General features: G+C 43.3%; 19 protein-coding genes and 1 pseudogene. 7 read left to right on the forward strand and 13 right to left on the reverse strand.

All coding sequences use genetic code 11. The features are described 5' to 3' along the window. Positions 1 to 16: 16 nt before the first annotated feature. Complete coding sequence (gene galT, locus KDW03_RS04265) at positions 17 to 1,033, reverse strand: galactose-1-phosphate uridylyltransferase (protein ID WP_271436158.1); 1,017 nt, start codon at positions 1,031 to 1,033, stop codon at positions 17 to 19. A gap of 152 nt (positions 1,034 to 1,185) precedes the next feature. Between galT and KDW03_RS04270 the strand changes: the two genes are divergently transcribed. The 6 genes from KDW03_RS04270 (at position 1,186) to KDW03_RS04295 (ending at position 5,643) form a co-directional block, all read left to right on the forward strand. After that, positions 1,186 to 1,614 (forward strand): RrF2 family transcriptional regulator, encoded by a 429-nt coding sequence (locus tag KDW03_RS04270; protein ID WP_271436159.1) that lies wholly within the window; start codon positions 1,186 to 1,188, stop codon positions 1,612 to 1,614. Positions 1,615 to 1,624: 10 nt separating this feature from the next. Further along, complete coding sequence (cysK, locus tag KDW03_RS04275; protein WP_271436160.1) at positions 1,625 to 2,542, forward strand: cysteine synthase A; 918 nt, start codon at positions 1,625 to 1,627, stop codon at positions 2,540 to 2,542. A gap of 18 nt (positions 2,543 to 2,560) precedes the next feature. Further along, the gene (locus KDW03_RS04280; protein ID WP_271436161.1) at positions 2,561 to 3,841 is read left to right on the forward strand and encodes an O-acetylhomoserine aminocarboxypropyltransferase/cysteine synthase family protein; all 1,281 of its coding nucleotides are present in this window, start codon (positions 2,561 to 2,563) and stop codon (positions 3,839 to 3,841) included. A gap of 8 nt (positions 3,842 to 3,849) precedes the next feature. Beyond that, a complete protein-coding gene (gene thiS / locus KDW03_RS04285; protein ID WP_271436162.1) occupies positions 3,850 to 4,050 on the forward strand; it encodes a sulfur carrier protein ThiS in 201 nt (66 codons plus the stop codon). Further along, on the forward strand, positions 4,050 to 4,601 hold the full coding sequence (gene thiF / locus KDW03_RS04290) for a sulfur carrier protein ThiS adenylyltransferase ThiF (protein ID WP_271436163.1): 552 nt from the start codon (positions 4,050 to 4,052) through the stop codon (positions 4,599 to 4,601). Before thiS ends, thiF begins: the two co-directional genes overlap by 1 nt. 142 nt (positions 4,602 to 4,743) lie before the next feature. Beyond that, positions 4,744 to 5,643, forward strand: a complete 900-nt coding sequence (locus KDW03_RS04295; protein ID WP_271436164.1) for a CPBP family intramembrane glutamic endopeptidase — start codon at positions 4,744 to 4,746, stop codon at positions 5,641 to 5,643. Here KDW03_RS04295 and KDW03_RS04300 read toward each other — a convergent pair. From KDW03_RS04300 to KDW03_RS04350, 11 genes are all read right to left on the reverse strand, one after another. After that, positions 5,591 to 7,378, reverse strand: a complete 1,788-nt coding sequence (locus KDW03_RS04300; RefSeq protein WP_271436165.1) for a helix-hairpin-helix domain-containing protein — start codon at positions 7,376 to 7,378, stop codon at positions 5,591 to 5,593. The genes KDW03_RS04295 and KDW03_RS04300 overlap by 53 nt on opposite strands. Further along, positions 7,308 to 8,009 (reverse strand): response regulator transcription factor, encoded by a 702-nt coding sequence (locus KDW03_RS04305; RefSeq protein ID WP_271436166.1) that lies wholly within the window; start codon positions 8,007 to 8,009, stop codon positions 7,308 to 7,310. Before KDW03_RS04305 ends, KDW03_RS04300 begins: the two co-directional genes overlap by 71 nt. Before the next feature lie 9 nt (positions 8,010 to 8,018). Next, a complete protein-coding gene (locus KDW03_RS04310; RefSeq protein ID WP_271436167.1) occupies positions 8,019 to 8,942 on the reverse strand; it encodes a DUF58 domain-containing protein in 924 nt (307 codons plus the stop codon). Further along, complete coding sequence (locus tag KDW03_RS04315; protein WP_271436168.1) at positions 8,914 to 9,210, reverse strand: hypothetical protein; 297 nt, start codon at positions 9,208 to 9,210, stop codon at positions 8,914 to 8,916. Before KDW03_RS04315 ends, KDW03_RS04310 begins: the two co-directional genes overlap by 29 nt. A gap of 284 nt (positions 9,211 to 9,494) precedes the next feature. After that, positions 9,495 to 9,629 (reverse strand): hypothetical protein, encoded by a 135-nt coding sequence (locus tag KDW03_RS04320; RefSeq protein WP_271436169.1) that lies wholly within the window; start codon positions 9,627 to 9,629, stop codon positions 9,495 to 9,497. Between the two features lie 92 nt (positions 9,630 to 9,721). After that, positions 9,722 to 10,240, reverse strand: coding sequence for a TlpA family protein disulfide reductase (locus tag KDW03_RS04325; RefSeq protein ID WP_271436170.1), 519 nt, complete (start codon positions 10,238 to 10,240; stop codon positions 9,722 to 9,724). Positions 10,241 to 10,250: 10 nt separating this feature from the next. Then, on the reverse strand, positions 10,251 to 10,985 hold the full coding sequence (locus KDW03_RS04330; RefSeq protein ID WP_271436171.1) for a cytochrome c biogenesis CcdA family protein: 735 nt from the start codon (positions 10,983 to 10,985) through the stop codon (positions 10,251 to 10,253). Positions 10,986 to 11,182: 197 nt separating this feature from the next. Beyond that, positions 11,183 to 11,374, reverse strand: a complete 192-nt coding sequence (locus tag KDW03_RS04335; protein ID WP_271436172.1) for a hypothetical protein — start codon at positions 11,372 to 11,374, stop codon at positions 11,183 to 11,185. 197 nt (positions 11,375 to 11,571) lie between these two features. Then, a complete protein-coding gene (locus tag KDW03_RS04340; protein WP_271436173.1) occupies positions 11,572 to 12,753 on the reverse strand; it encodes a permease in 1,182 nt (393 codons plus the stop codon). A gap of 26 nt (positions 12,754 to 12,779) precedes the next feature. After that, positions 12,780 to 13,016: a thioredoxin family protein gene (locus KDW03_RS04345; protein WP_271436174.1), complete on the reverse strand. Its 237-nt coding sequence runs from the start codon at positions 13,014 to 13,016 to the stop codon at positions 12,780 to 12,782. A gap of 25 nt (positions 13,017 to 13,041) precedes the next feature. Beyond that, on the reverse strand, positions 13,042 to 13,398 hold the full coding sequence (locus tag KDW03_RS04350; RefSeq protein ID WP_271436175.1) for an ArsR/SmtB family transcription factor: 357 nt from the start codon (positions 13,396 to 13,398) through the stop codon (positions 13,042 to 13,044). 405 nt (positions 13,399 to 13,803) lie between these two features. On the opposite strand from KDW03_RS04350, the gene KDW03_RS04355 reads away from it, so the two are divergent. Next, the gene (locus KDW03_RS04355) at positions 13,804 to 14,967 is read left to right on the forward strand and encodes an IS256 family transposase (protein ID WP_271436176.1); all 1,164 of its coding nucleotides are present in this window, start codon (positions 13,804 to 13,806) and stop codon (positions 14,965 to 14,967) included. A gap of 281 nt (positions 14,968 to 15,248) precedes the next feature. On the opposite strand, the pseudogene KDW03_RS04360 reads toward KDW03_RS04355, so the two are convergent. Then, positions 15,249 to 16,462, reverse strand: a pseudogene (locus tag KDW03_RS04360) (hypothetical protein). Positions 16,463 to 16,626 lie beyond the last annotated feature (164 nt).

Genomic DNA, 16,626 nt, shown 5'->3' on the forward strand with positions numbered 1-16,626 from the left:
AGAAATGTATGGTGTTTTAATCCGAAGGAAGTACGAGTTCCCTCAAAAAAGCAGCATTTTCTTCGGGAATAGAGGGATTGATGAACATTCCCGAACCCAGTTCAAACCCTGCACTCCGCGTCAAACGGGGCACAATAGTAATATACCAGTGAAAAAAGGCCGTATGGCTATAACCCTGCGGAGCTGAGCGGACAATGTAGTTGTAATCAGGGTCGTTGAGACCAAAATACAGTTTGCGAAGAACCTCTCGAAGAACCACGGAGAGGTCTGCAAGTTCTTCTTCTGTCGCGTAAAGAAAGCTTGATTTATGTTTTCGTGGAAATATCCAAACAGCAAAAGGAGAAAATGCCGCGTAAGGGACAAAGGCAACAAAGTATTCACTCTCGTATACGATACGGGTACCAGCTTCCAGTTCTCTCTCCAGCATAGTACAAAAGATACAGGCACGGTGTTCCTCGTGATAGCGTATGGATTCGTTCATTCGGGCCATCACGTCTCGCGGAATAACTGGCAAAGCAATAATCTGGGAATGAGGATGGACAAGGGAGGCGCCTGCTCTACTCCCATGGTTACGAAAAAGAATCACCGATTCTACATAAGGGAAACTCATGAGATGCGCCATTCGCTTCTGGTACATCCGAAGGATATGGTAAACATGGGTAGGTTCGTAGAGAGCAACAGTAAGATTGTGTTGAGGATGTTCGATAAGTACCTCATGATGACCGATACCATCCATGGAACGAAAAAAACCCGAGGTGTTTACCGAAAAACCATCATCCAGGGGAAGAAGGGCAGGATATTTATTGGGAATGACGCGAATATGCCATTTCCCGTTTATTTCCATCTGATCAAGGGTTGTGGTGTTCCCTGTTTTTTCTTCATTTCCTGGACAAAATGGACAATTTTCATCGTGGGAAGGGTAAGCAGATTCACAATTTAATTTCTCCTCTCGAAGCTGGTCTGGCCGTTTACTTCTTTCTGTCGCGATAATCACCCATTCCTTGAGCAGAATGTTTTGTCTAAGTTCTGGCATACTTCCTCCTCTTTGTATTTATTTTAAAGATGTGTCAAAAAAAGTCAAGCGAAAAAATTTTTCTTTTTTCTCCCCTTTTTTCTTGACAAGAAAATTTTTTAATCTTAAAATACATATTATCCATATAGGAATTTATGATTTAGGAGAATCTGATGAAACTCTCAACAAAAAGCCGGTATGGGCTTCGTCTTCTCTTCCGACTCGCGATAGCCAACAAGGAGATCGTCCCTCTCAGTGAAATTGCTGAGAAAGAAAACATCTCAGAAAAGTATCTCGAACACATCATCAATCGACTGAAAGTCGTGGGGATTGTCCAGGCCCAACGAGGAATCAAAGGAGGGTATATTCTTACACGTCATCCCTCAGAAATTCGTCTCCTTGAGGTGATAGAATCCCTTGAAGGTCCTCTTACCCTTGTGGACTGCGTGGGAAGCAAATCTTGTGGTCGCATACCAATGTGTCCCACCCAATGGGTGTGGGACAGACTGTCAAACGTTCTCCGGCAAGAACTTGCCTCATTAACCCTTGATGATATGATTCGCCATTACACCCAAAACATCGCACACACGTACGAAATATAGGAGGTCACTGATGATAGCCAACAACATCACAGAACTCATAGGAAAAACACCACTCATCCGGCTTTCCCGTATGACGGATGAAGCTGAGATTCTTCTCAAGGCAGAGTTTTTTAATCCACTCTCCAGTGTCAAAGATAGGATTGGTCTGTCGATGATTGAGGCAGCGGAAAAAGAGGGTAAAATCAAACCAGGCAGCATCATCATAGAACCAACAAGTGGAAACACAGGCATTGCACTGGCTTTTATTGCCGCACAACGAGGGTACCGCCTTATCCTTGTGATGCCAGACACTATGAGTATTGAGCGAAGAAAACTCTTGAAGATCTTTGGCGCTGAGCTTGTTCTCACCCCGGGGGCTGAAGGAATGCGGGGAGCCGTCAACAAGGCAAACGAACTTGCAGAAAAGTATCCCGGAAGTATTATTCTCCAGCAGTTTGAAAACCCTGCTAATCCCGAGATTCACCGAAAAACCACAGCCGAAGAGATCTGGCAGGATACCGGTGGCAAAGTTGATATCTTTGTAGCCGCGGTAGGTACCGGTGGTACTCTCACAGGTGTGGGAGAAGTGCTAAAGTCGAGAAACCCCAACATCAAAGTCATAGCCGTGGAACCAACCGACTCGCCTGTTCTCTCCGGCGGAAAACCCGGTCCTCACAAGATTCAGGGAATCGGGGCAGGATTTATCCCCAAGGTATTAAACACTTCTATCATCGACGAAATCATCCAGGTAAAAGCCGAGGATGCAGGGGCTGTCTCCCGAGAACTTGCCAAAAAAGAGGGTATTCTTGTAGGGATTTCTGCGGGAGCCAATGTATGGGCTGCTCTTCAGGTAGCAAAACGTCCTGAAAACAAAGGAAAAACCATCGTTACCGTTGGGTGTGACACCGGTGAACGATATCTCAGCACATGGCTTTTTGATGAACAGTAAGACAAAAGGAGGAAACACATGAAAACACCAAACTTTGAAACCCTCGCACTCCACGCTGGTCAAACAATCGATGAAACACTTTCACGTGCTGTTCCCGTCTATCGAACAACATCCTACCTCTTTAAAAGTAGTGAACATGCCGCCAACCTCTTTGCCCTGAAAGAACTGGGAAATATCTATACGCGTATCATGAATCCTACTACCGATGTCTTGGAAAAGCGCATGGCAACCCTGGAAGGTGGCGTAGGGGCTTTAGCGCTTGCCTCAGGCACCAATGCCATCCACTACGCTATCATTAACCTCGCAAAAGCCGGGGACGAAATTGTCTCAGCCAATAATCTTTACGGTGGTACCTTTAGTATGTTTCATGATATTCTCCCTCAGTTTGGTATCACAACACGGTTTGTAGACATCCGGGATCCAGAAAACGTACGCAAAGCGATTAACGAGAAAACCCGCGCAGTATTTGTTGAAACCATCGGCAATCCAGCCCTGGATGTTACCGACATCGAGAAAGTGGCCCAAATAGCCCATGAGAACGAGGTTCCGCTCATTGTGGACTCCACCTTTACCACCCCGTATCTTTTTCGACCCATAGAGTATGGAGCCGATATCGTGGTACACTCACTCACCAAGTGGATCGGAGGACATGGCACAGCAATAGGGGGTATTGTGATAGACAGTGGAAAGTTTAACTGGAAAAATCCCAAATTTTCCCTCTTTGTTGACCCCGATGGTGGCTACCATAATCTCCGTTTTGCCTACGATCTCGGAGAACTCTCTCCCCTTGCCTATATCATGAGAATGAGGCTTGTTCCTCTCCGAAACCTAGGGGGATGTATCTCTCCTGACAATGCCTGGATCTTCTTACAGGGACTTGAAACCCTTGCTTTACGTATGGAACGCCACAGCAGCAACGCCCTCGAGGTAGCACGTTTTCTCAAAAAGCACCCAAAAGTTGCCTGGGTACGTTATCCAGGTCTTGAGGATGATCCCACCTATCCAGTAGCAGTAAAATACCTCAAAAAAGGGTTTGGTGGAATGGTCGTGTTCGGTGTCAGAGGGGGTCGCGCCGAGGGTCAGCGTTTTATCGAAAACCTCAAACTGTTCTCTCACCTGGCCAATGTAGGTGATGCCAAGAGTCTGGCTATTCACCCGGCCTCTACGACTCACTCTCAGCTTTCTGACGAAGATTTACAGGCCGGTGGGATCACTCCCGATCTCATCCGACTTTCTATTGGTATTGAACATATCGATGATATTCTGGCGGATCTCGAGCAGGCTTTGGCAAAACTTTAGGAGTAGCTATGAGGATCAAAGTAAATGGAGAGGAGAGGGAAATTCTCTCTCCCCTCTCTCTTCAAGAGTACCTGGATTCTTTAGGGCTTTCGGAAAGAAGGGTGGTTGTTGAATACAATGGAGAAATTTTGTCAAAAGAAGCCTGGCCCAATACCACTCTCAAGGATGGTGACAGACTTGAAATTGTGCATTTTGTAGGAGGTGGATAGTGCGCATAGGAATTGCTGGTGTTGGCGGCATCGGAAGCAACGTCGCCATGCACCTCGTTCGGGCTGGCGTAACAGCCTTTCGTATTGTGGATTTTGACAAGGTTGACCCATCAAATCTTAACCGACAATTCTATTTCGCCCATCAGGTGGGCCAATCCAAAGTCCAGATGCTTGTCGAAAATCTTCGTGCCATTCGTCCTGAGGTCCAGATTGACGCTCGAGAAGCTTATATTGATGAAACAAACATTGTTTCACTTTTTCAAGACTGTGACTGCGTAGTGGAAGGTTTTGATAAGGCAGAGAGCAAGGTGATTCTTCTCAAAACCTTCTGGAACTCTGGAAAATACCTTGTTTCCGCAAACGGTGTGGCCGGAAACGATGTAGAGAATATCCGTATCTACCGCCCGAAACCCACCATTGCCATCGTTGGAGACTTCGTTTCAGACGTGGCCACCCACCCCTTAAGCTCTGCCAAAGTAGGATCCATCGCTGCAATGATGGCAGGTATTGTTCTTGACTGGGCCAACATGTTTGAAAAAAGCAAAAGTTGATTTTTTTTATTGTTGATTTTACAATAATTCGATTAAATGGAAACGTTTCCTTTCAAAAAGCCAAAAGGCTCTCGAACAATCAGAGATGGCCTAAAAAACTCACAAAAGAGGCTCTCGTAAAAGATCGATAAGGAGACAAATGGTGAAAAAACTTCAAAACTCTCATTTGTGGTTTTCCCTTGTATGGGCAACGTTTATTCTGTTTGTTGTTCCTATCGGAGTTTCTCGTTTTGCATTTTTGATTTTTGGCCCTCCGGCCCCATCCCTTGCCTGGAAACTCACCATGCTTGTTCAATTCGTGCTGGCGTATAGCCTCGTGTTTTTTTGTGCTTCTTCCCACCCCTCACGGAAGGCGCTTTTCAGGCTTCCTCAAAAACCCGCCAGGCTTTTTGGAACTCTTGTCCTGGTATGGACCTCCGTTCTTTTCTCGCTCAGTGGGCTTGTTTTCATTCTCGCTATTTTAGCCAACATGGGCACCGAGGGGCAGATCGCCCAGCAGCTCTCACGGGATCTTGTAGACTATCAAGGGGCATACGGCATCCTTTTTGGTTCTCTGGAATATGGAGGTTTCTGGGAAAAAGTGGCTATTTTTGTTCTCGTTGTGGGTCTCGTCCCTATGACTGAGGAATGGCTTTTTCGGGGACTCGTGTTTGATAGTTTAACACGACACTTCTCCCCTCGATGGACTATTCTTTTTCAAGCAGGACTTTTTGCGGTTCTCCATCCCCTGGGTTTTTATACAATTTTTTATCTTGCCATCGGGCTTCTTCTGGGATGGTTCCGTTATACATTTCGCTCCCTCTGGGCAGGGATTTGGGCTCACCAGTTTCAAAACAGTCTCGCTTTTGTAAGCTTTCTTGGTGGAGGAAGGGAAATGCTTACCATAGATCCCATGCAGTTAGATCCCGGCCAACTCTGGATTATAGTACCTTTTACCCTTATCATGGTTGGCATTGCCATTCTGGCAATACGATCTCTCGTAACATGGCCTACCACTCCCACTGAAAACTCAGGGCAAAACGAAGCGCACTATCCCAGGTAAGGATCCTCGCTGCTACGGACATCTCTTTGCGACGGTATCGTACCAGAAAACAACTCGTCTCTGTAGAATGATAAAACCACATGCTCTCCATTTCTCCTGATTCGATGGGAGAAAAGGTAAAAGAGATGGGATTTTCCTTTAAGGGGAAAAACCACCCATGCCAGAGAGAAAAACTCCAGTTTTTAAAAAAGCCGCTGAGTTTTATGTGATACTCGCTTCCACTTTTCTGTTGATACCTATCCTGAGAAAATCGCATCTCCCACTTCAAAGGAGAAAAAAGCCACCCCGCCACTCCTCCCCCATAGGAGAAAAAGAACGTATTGGTACGAATATCCATACCCACTGAAGAAAAAATTCTCTCCATGCCTACCCATGACGCACCAACTCTTTCTACAAAGGCAGAGCTCGCACCAAATTTGAAAGTGCTATAGCCAGTTGTCATGTTGGTATAGACCTCAGAACGGGCAAAAAATTCAAAAAAATCTCGTTTTGCTTCAAACCCCCAGACAAATCCCCGCCTTCCCGGAATACCCCGATAAAGCTTTCCCCCATACGGTGCAAAGAAGTTCGTCCCTCCCTCGTACATAGCCATGGCCTGTCTGATTTTCCCAGGAAATCGCATCCAGACAATCCACGCCTGATCCCCTGAAAAAGCCCATTCTCCCCCTCCTTCAAACACGGGAAATCGAAGCCTGCCAAACAGGCTCCCACTTCCTAAACGCTCTGTCCCATTGGTAGTCAACAAAAAGCCCTGAGCGCCGATGCTTCCTTTTTCTCCCTCAAACGTTCCAAATCCCCCCATCGTCGTTGTCTGGTTAGAAAAGAAGAGAATCCCCCATCTCCATCCACCAAAAGAGATTTGCCCCGCCAAACCACGGAAAATCTCATCGTAATGATTCCTATCATTATCCCGTGAAGCAGAAAATGGTCGCCGAAGACCCTTTTCCCAGACGATCATCGATGAAGGTTCCCGACTTATAATCGTAAAAGGATCCCCAAAAAGGAGCCCCATTCCCTGCCGATAAATAAAATCCCCTCCAACAAGCATTCCCCACGACGAGGAACACATACCCCCCAAAACCCCCTGCGTAAGAATGGTAGAGAGATTCCCCGTTGTGACATGAAAATCAGGCAGAAGAAGATACCCTTCTCCATAGGGAAAATAGACTGTGGTGCGATAAAGCGTGTTGGTATTTTCAAGGCGAAGAGCATTTTTCCATCGAAGAGTTTTGGAGACATCAGAAATCCTTACATAAGGAGCAATGGCACGAATTTCCTCAACACGCCAACCAAGAGGAACAAGTTCCCTGAGAGTAGTAAAACCTCGTTGTTTTCGATAATCAAGAAGATCTTTTAGCCGTTTCTCATTCATACCTGGAAGCATTCGTAAAAGAGAGGGAGAGGCAGTATTAAGATCTGCAGGGTAGATCAAAAGATCGGCGAGATCGGGAGAAACATCCTCGATGGGTGGAGAGCTTTCAATCGAAAAACGATAACGAAACCATGGAAGCATGGCTTCAGGGACGCCGGCAAGAAGCAGATCTTCATACGACCATATCCAGCCTTCCCGCTGACGAAACTCAACGAGGGAAACCACAACATGTTTATCAACACCATTTTGCAGTAAAATTCTCGAAAGCTCACTGTCCGAAAGGCTATTGATGTCAAACGCGCTCAGATTTAGGGTGATCAAGCTTATAGCCAACACCGCGAAAGGTTTGAAGACATTTGCCATATTTCCCCAACTTCTCTCTCAAATTCTTAATATGCGCATCTATAGTGCGGTCCATAATAGCTTTTTCATTGTTCCAGAGTCTTTCAATAAGCATATCTCTGGTAAATACCTGTCCCGGTTTTTCCATGAGGATGGCCAGTAAACGGAATTCCGTTGCCGTCAGGACAACCTCCTGTCCATCAACGGTTGTCTGAAAACGACTGGTATCCAGGCGTATTCCTTCCCACGTAAGAACAGAAGACTCAAGAGATATCTGGTCCTTGCGTCTAAGAACTGCCTTTACCCGACTCACCATTTCCCGAGGACTAAAAGGCTTGGGAATGTAATCATCTGCACCAAGCTCTAAACCTAAAACCCGATCCATTTCTTCGCCTCTCGCACTGATACATACAATTCCTGTTTGAGGGGATTTACTCCGTATCCAGGAGAGAAGCTCAAGCCCACTTCTATCGGGAAGCATGATGTCGAGAATCACCAGAGATGGTTTTTCTTTTTCGCGAAGAAAGGTGGACATAAAGGTATCCGCTTTTGAAAACCCTCGACAAGAAAACCCTGCTTGCTGAAGCGCTGTTTCCTCGAGTGCCTGAATATCAGGCTCGTCCTCAACAATCCAGATAGAGGGGGTTCCCATGTCACCTCCTTAATTTCTCAACTGGCGACGAACTCTCGTCATCTGTTTGAGGAGTTTTTCGACACTTTTGAAATAATCCTCTCCACTCGAAAGCTCAAGGTACTCAAGCCCAAAATGATGGAAAACAGAGGTATAAAATTGCTTGTACTGGTCATACGCATGCGAAGCCCCAACAACACGTGTCTCATTTTGTCCTGTTTCAATATCTTCAAAAAAGGCCAAAAGAGGCAATGACTTTTGCCAGGGAACAAGCAAAGGATGAAAAGCATTTTTCTCGCTTTTGTCATGAATAACAAGAGGAATCACCTCATGCCTATCACAAAGCCTGGAAAGCGCCTTATCATACTCGCCATCAAGAAAATCGCTCATAAGGAAAAGGATGGCAGATTTTTTTAATAAACTCGAAGCCTCTTCGAACGAGTGTGCAAGTGATGTCCCGCGGAATTTAGGAGTATAATACCAGATGTCTCGTATAATCCGCAAAAGCTGTGAGTAATCGTGTTTCGCAGGAACAAACTGTTCTACCTCCGTAGTGTGAAGAATCATACCCACTTTGTCTTGATTGTAGTAGGCAATAAACCCAAGAAAAGCCGCTATCTCTGCCATAATCTGACGCTTTGATATTGTCTGACCATACCTTGTAGAATCACTGACATCAACAACAAAATAGACCGTGAGCTGACGCTCTTCCACAAACTGTTTCACATAGGGTTCTCGCATCCTTGCGGTTACGTTCCAATCAATATCCCGCACGTCATCACCATACGTATACTCCCGAACATCCGAGAACTCAATCCCCTTACCTTTAAAGATACTATGATACTGACTGGTTATCTGATCCCGGATAAGTTTCCGGGCACGAATCTCAAGGTGCTTGACACGGGAAATGATCTTTTGAATCGAGTCAGGTGGAAGATTGAGTGTCTTGTCCATTTTCTTTTCCCTGTGAAAGACTGGGGGGAACGGTTTCCTTGGAAATAATTGTTGCCTCTGTGTAACGGGCTCCTGTTTCATCATAGGATCTTTCTTTTCTCGTGAGTCTATTCCAGCTTTCCAAAAGCCACCAAAGAACTCCCAGGAAAACAAACGGAAGCGCCAGGAAAAAAAGTACGGGAAGAAGAAAAGCAAGAATTGTCAAAAAAGCAAGCCCGCCTAATCCCACGGTCACCCAAAACCAGACCCTATCCCACCAGTTACCCATCAGTTACTCCTTATAGGTATTATACCATAAAAGACAAAAGAAAGCAAAAAACAATGTTTCGTCTTTCACTTTACAGACTGCAGCAAGGTAAGAGCATAGTTTGTAAAACACTCCTCTTACCATGTCTCAGTGTTGGGGAAAATGTTTCACATCGTGAAAGGTGATAGCTGTTTAGGTGGGCAAAAAATATCGTACCTCTTCAAAAAACGTAAGGGACAAAACCTGGTAAAACGTTTAACGTCGAATTTTCCGAGGAAAAGCTCTTCCCATGGTGCAGGTTCACCTTACCACCCACACTGCGAAAAGGGAATAACCAGAAGTTTTTTCTCCCCGCGATAAAAATATTTCTTGCCTTCTGGCTTCCACTGCGAAAGGGTAAGAGCTTGATAAAAAGCCTCTTCTCCCCTGCGAAAGAGCAAGTGCTTTCCCTCCTCTTTGGAGAAAAAGCCTGCCTTCCGCCATCAAAAAAACAGCGCCTCACCCCTTCTCGGAAAATGCCACGCACCAAAGCCTAAAACCACGTCTTCACGGCATCCAGAAATATACTGTAGTTTCTAAAACCCACAATTTTCTCAACAATTCTTCCCTGTTTATCAATCACAAAGGAAGTTGGTATACCTGAAATACCCCCGTATCGCATGGCCAGCTGATCGCTTCCCATAACAACAGGATAATTCATTTTAAACTGCTTATAGAAATCCTGGACAAGTTCCTTTGCATTGGGACCACGATCCAGGGAAATCCCTATAACAACCAACCTGTCTCCAAAATCCTGATACAATCGAACAAGATCCGGGATCTCAGCCTGACAGGGAGGACACCACGTAGCCCAAAAATTCAACAACACCACCTTTCCACGATAAGCCTCCAGCCGAACAATCGAATCCCCAAAAATCGTGGGCTCAGAGAAAAGCGGCGCAAGGGGATACTCTTTCGCTGCGGATCTTTTCGACATAGAAAAGCTTACCCCCACAATACCTGCCACCACCACAACAACCACCCCTATCCACAACCATGAATACCTTTTCATATCTATACTCCTACTTTACAAGATGCATTTCAAGTTCACCCAAAAAAGGAAAAGCCTGTGATAGCCACTGCGAAATCATGCCCATCGTATTAGCTATCATGAGAAATCCCAAAACCACCAGAAACACCCCACTCACTTTTTCTATAATAGGGAAAAACCGCTGAAGAGATCGCACCCATTGCCTCACCGAATTTATCGCCAGACCCAAAAGAAAGAAAGGAAGTGCAAGACCAGCCGAAAACAAAAGCAAAAGCACTACCATCAAGAAAAGGTTTTGCGTCGTTGCTGCCGAGAAGAGAATAGCACTCAAAACAGGACCAATACACGGACTCCAACCCGCGGCAAAAGACACCCCCAGAAGAAAACTTCCCCATGGGTGTTTTTTATCCCCTTCAAAATTCAGCTTCACCTCCTGATCTAAAAAGCGAAGCTTAACCACCCCCAAAAAATGAAGCCCCATCAAAACAATAAACATCCCTGCAATCCGCTGTATCCACTGCTGGATAAAAGCCAGAGAAGCAAAAATCACATAAAACAGGATAGAAAACATCACAAAAACCACCGTAAACCCAAGGACAAACGCCCCAATCCTCACCAATGTCCATCGAAGAGACGGTTTTTCACTTTCAACCATGGTCCCCGACATATAGGCAAGATAAATAGGGATCATCGGCAAAATACAAGGAGACAAAAACGTAAGAATTCCCCCCACCAGCGCAAAAAATACAAGAACCCCAAATTCCATACATTCCTCCTTTAAATATACTAATATTATAATATCATAATTCAAATACGTCAAAAAAATAGTCGCGTAAAAATTGAGACTTCATCTCTGTTTCATTATAAAGAAAAACTTTCAAAAAAAGAAAAATAAAAAACCCGACAAAGACAGTATTTCCCCACGTTTTTAAAAAATCTTACAAAAAAAATTCTATGAAACATTTACGAAGAGATTTCTATAAGGTTTATTTTCTTTGCGACATAATCCATCAGATACCCAATAGCTATAAACACAGGCAAAGAAAAAAGAGTCCTCAAAAAAGAAAACTTTATCCCCAGAAAAGCGATTTCAAAAGTAAGCATCGGTATCTTGTAAGCACTAAAAGCTCCAAGATAGATAAAGACATTTTTCACCGATGCCCCTTTCTTATACAGCATAACCGCTACAGGAAATGCTCCATACAAAGGTCCACGACATTGAACAAATCATCGAACAAATTAACGGATACCCAAAAACATCTTTAGCCCCTTCTTTATTCCTTCCAGCGTCTTTTGACGATGGAACGCAAAAGACAACAACACACTCGCTGTTGTAAAAATCAGTAATACCTTCACACTATCATCCCAAAAACCCAGCCTACCAGGGTTGACATGATCACCACCAGGCTCACATAAGCAAATGTCTTCTTAAACCCAAGCTCACTTCCTATCACAAGCATGGAGGGAAGAGAAAGCGAAGGGCCTGCCAGAAGAAGCGCCAAAGCCGGACCCTGTCCCATACCTGCACCAAGAAGCCCCTGAAGTATAGGTATTTCTGTCAAGGTAGCAAAGTACATAAAAGCCCCGGAGATAGAAGCAAAAAAGTTTGCGAGAAGCGAGTTTCCTCCAACAAGGTTAGTTATCCACTGCTGGGGAATAAGCGCCGTCTGCCCCGGTCTTCCCAGGAGTAAGCCTGCTATAAACACACCAACAAAAAGAAGCGGCAGAATCTGAAGAGAAAAATCCCTTGTCGCCACAACCCAGTCCATCAATTCTTCCCTGGTAAACCACTTCCACAACATCCACACAAGAACCAATCCCAATCCTCCGCTTATCCACCATTTTGCCTGAGCAACAGCATCCCAGAGAGGACTTTTTCCTCCCGTGTTTGCCCAGTTGAGAAACACAAGAATCCCCACCATAACCGCAAGATAAAGGGCATCCTGCCCAAGGGTACGAGACGCCCCTTGATCTATCCCCTGAAAAAGTCGCTCATCGCCCTTAGTCTCATCCTCTTTACGAAACAAAAGATGCATCAACAACCCAATAATCACCGCAAAAACCACAGCCCCTACCATCCTTGCCAACCCAAGTTTGAAACCAAGAACTTTCAGGGAAAGGATGATGGCAATCACATTGATAGCAGGTCCAGAATAAAGAAACGAAATCGCCGGTCCCAACCCAGCCCCTTTCTTGTAGATCCCTTTAAAAAGAGGAAGAACGGTACAGGAACACACAGCGAGAACTGCGCCAGATATCGACGCCACCGAATAGGCAAGCCATTTGGGCGCCTTTGGTCCCAGATAACGGATCACCGCCTGTTGGTTAATAAACACCGTGATCGCTCCTGCAATAAAAAAGGCAGGAATGAGACACAAAAGAACATGCTGTCTCGCATAATCTGAGAGCATGAGAAAAGCCTCTTGCAAAGCTCCCTGAACCCACTGGCTCTCAAATGGCGTAAAATACAAAACCAAAAAACCCACACTAAACCAGAAAAGCTGCCTATTCGGTGAATATGCTTTCGATGCCATACGAACTCCCTTTGAAAAAAAAGCTCTTAGTATGCCTGAAATATTTCAGCAATCTGCTCAGGTGTCAATACCCGACCAAAGCTTTTGACTTCACCATTAATCACGAGAGCTGGCGTACGCATGACACCATATTCCATGATTTTGTCGATGTCCGTTACCTTTTCGATTTCTGCCTGTTTCCCTGTTATCTGGAGAGCCTTTCTTGCATTTTCTTCCAGACGGATACAGTTTGGACATCCACTTCCCAGAATAGCAATCTTCATATATTTTCCTCCTTCTAAGATTTTTCTACTCTTCTACCAATTCACATGAGATTTCAGGATTTTTCAACCGAATCTCAAGCCTCTTGCGGAGCCTGTCTCGATCCCTGAGGGTCTGATCATTCTCTATCGTAGTGATAAGCTCATAGAGCTTTTCATCAGAGGGAGAAACACTCTTCCCAAGACTATAACGAATAAACCTTCCTTCTTTTTGCTCCATGACAAGACCAATATGACGCAATTCCTTGAGATGACGAGAGATGGCATAAAAAGGCTGTTCAAGAACAGCCACTATATCACACACATACAGCCAGGGCGTTTGCTGAAGGAGTTTCACAATCCTTAATCTTGTCTCATCACCAAGAACCCGAAACTTCTCAACCATGCTTTATCCCTAAAATTTGCATATTTGCACATACATGCAAATATAGTATAAGCCAAAACAAAAAAACTGTCAAATTTTTTTGGTCGGCATTCTGTCAAGCTTTCTCTATCCACGATTATCGTTCTGAGACCACAGATTATATTAAGTTAGAGAATTAGCGGTTGCATGAAGTATCAGAGAAAAACTCAATAATTCAAAAAAGTTTTCGAAAGAGCTTCATAAAACAAAAGAGAGAAACATCTCTTGTGAAAGAGAGTTTTTCGAAAAATCTTTATAAAAATATCCAAAAATTCGTTTAAAATACTTCTCAGTTTAAAATACTGGCAGTGTATACTTAATTGTGTCTGGTAGGAAAAAGATAACCTCCTGTGATAATATAAATAAAACTATCACAGGAGGCCAGATATGATTGAGACGAAGAATATTTTAGAGCTATTCAAACCAATTGTCAAGGAAGTATTAGAGAGTATGTTAAAAGAGGAAAGAGAGATTTACCTGGAAAACAATCCTCCCACAAAAGGCAATGGCTTTTACGAAAGGGATTTAAAGACAGCTTTTGGCGAGCTTACAGCCATACGTGTTCCAAGAACAAGGGATAATGGATTTAAAAGTGCCCTTCTTCCCTATCGCAAACGCATCACAGAAGACTTAGATGCATTAATCAGGGCTATGTTGATATCAGGAATGTCAACAAGGAAGATAGCAGAAGTTTTAAAAGAGCTTTATGAAATAAAGATTTCTTATGCTAACATCTCAAGGATAAGCCAGGTAGGCATAGAAGAGATTCAGAAGTGGCGTAGTAGCCCTCTCATGGAAGAATATGCCGTGGTATTTCTGGATGCTATGGTGTTTCCTATCAAGAGAGATAGGGTAGAAAATGAATCAATATATGTAGCTATAGGCATTACACCTGAGGGAAGACGGGAGATTTTAGGATACTACCTGCCAGGAGGCATGGAAAGTGCTTATAACTGGCGGGAAATTTTGCTAGATATAAGAGAAAGAGGTGTCAAACAGATTCATTTTATTGTCTCTGATGGCTTAAGTGGTATGAAAAACGTCATAACAGAGATATATCCCCACGCAAAGTATCAGCCCTGTGTAGTCCATGTCATGAGAAACATACTGGCTAAAGTGAGAGTTCAACACAGAAATATCATTGCCACTGAAATAAAAGAGGTATTTCATGCCAAAGACAAACAGGAGGCAGAACAATTGTTTATGAAATTTATACAAAAATGGAAAAATATCTATCCCAACTTAATGAATAACCTCTTGACAATAAGAGAGAATATATTCACTTACATGGAATTACCTGAAGGAATACGAAGCATGGTGTATACAAACAATGCCCTGGAAAGACTCTTTAAAGAACTTAAAAGGAGATTAAAAACAATGGAAATGTGTCAAAGCGAGGCTTCAGCTGAGAAATATCTTTACCTGTTATTAAGATACCAAAATGAGAAGTTCTTAAAAAGAAAGTTAAAAAATTGGGAGTATTACTTTCAACTCTATCGTGAGCAACACTCATACACCAAAGAAAATATTCACAGCGAGGTTATCCTATGACTAGACACAATTTTCTTGACACAATGAAAATACTTCTCATAACTATTCTTGTTAAAAAAATCTTTTGCAAACTCTCATCACAAACTCTCATGTTTTCCCATCATTTTGTCGTACGTATCGCTTATTTTTCTGTAGTATTCCATGAAATCATTATTTTTTCCTGGTTTCTTCACAAAAAAACTTTTTCTGTTCTCTTAAAAAAGAAAAAAAAGTTCTTTTTCCCGTTGCGTCAAATAAAAAAGTACTCGAAATTCGAATCATTGCCTCATAAAAAAAAGTACTCAAAAATTCCATACAGTTTCCTCCAAATTTTTGTTTTTTACATTCTTTTTCTTTTGAAGGCTGAAAAGTTTTCTCTGGCAAGCTGTAATTTTTTGTCTTAGGTGAAACAAATCGAGAGCCTTATAAAGCCTTGTTAGGCGTTCCTTTTGTGCCTCACTTACATAAGAGCTTTCTAAAAGCCGCTGGTAGGGAGTTTTAATATCATCATGCTTCTTTTGCACCTTGCTTCCGATTCTCTTTTTCTCTGTCATTTTCATAACCGGTTGAAAAAAGTTGGCATAAAGCCTGAGATACGCATAGAGTCGGTTCAAGTAGTAGACTTCTTCCTCGGTATCGTAGCGGAAGTATCCAACATTCTGGCGGACTATGGAATAGTTTTCTGCTCAACGTAGCAGTTATCATTGGAACGGGAGCTTCTCCCCTTGTAAATTTTATCTGGTTCTTCTCACAATCGCGTAGAGGATGATTAATAAATTCAACCGTATCAGAATCAATTCCCCGTAAATCAAAAGGAAGTCTTCTTTGGACTTTTTCTATGGCTTCTCTTACCCATTTTGAAGCTTTGTTTTTGATTGCCACAAGTTCTGTCCAACCGCTCCAAACATCCACCATATTTAATGTTTGAGCAAAATCTCCCCGGCTATTTCCTCCCTCATGGGCAACCAGATCAATCTCCATAAAACCAGGGCAATTTTCATCCCACTCTGCCCACGTGCGTATAGCTATTTGTTGCTTTAATAGCGTTCCAGGCTTTGTACCTTTTCGTCCTTTTATCTCAAGCTTTTTACGCTCTTGTTTCAAAAGTCGGTCAATACTTGAGGCACTTATATGGCGCAAGTTTTCTATAGCCTGTGGAGAACCGTGGAGATGTCCGTTTGCTAAGAGATTATCTAAAACTTCATTTAAAATTGGCTTTAAACGTTTGCCACATGTAGTTTTCAATTTCCCAGACCTTTTAGAAGTTTTAGTTCCTCTTCGCCAATTTTTTCTTTCTGCCAGGTCTTTTGCCCTTCTTGGCTATGTCGGCTTTAAGGTAATTTTTCTTGCCTACATAGATGGTTTTTCCGTGCTGCCTCAAGAGCCTGGCGGCATAGTTTCGGTTTTTTAAACCTGTTATCCTCACAAAGTAATCCAGTATCTCCATTTTTTCCTTTTTGCTGGCTTTTTGATATTGTTTTGCCGTTTCCCTGTAAATAGGTCTCCTTTCAAACATCGCTAACTCCACCTTTTACCTCCAGTTCTTTGAACTGGATTATTTTACACAAATTTAAAGTACTTTTTTATTTTGAAGCAACGTTCCCTTTTCGAGTACTTTTATTATGAAGCAATTCGTTTTTTTGATTTTTTTTCTTTTTCTCAGTATAATAAAAACCTAGA

This window comes from Thermospira aquatica (genome assembly GCF_023525255.1).
GTDB lineage: Bacteria > Spirochaetota > Brevinematia > Brevinematales > Thermospiraceae > Thermospira > Thermospira aquatica.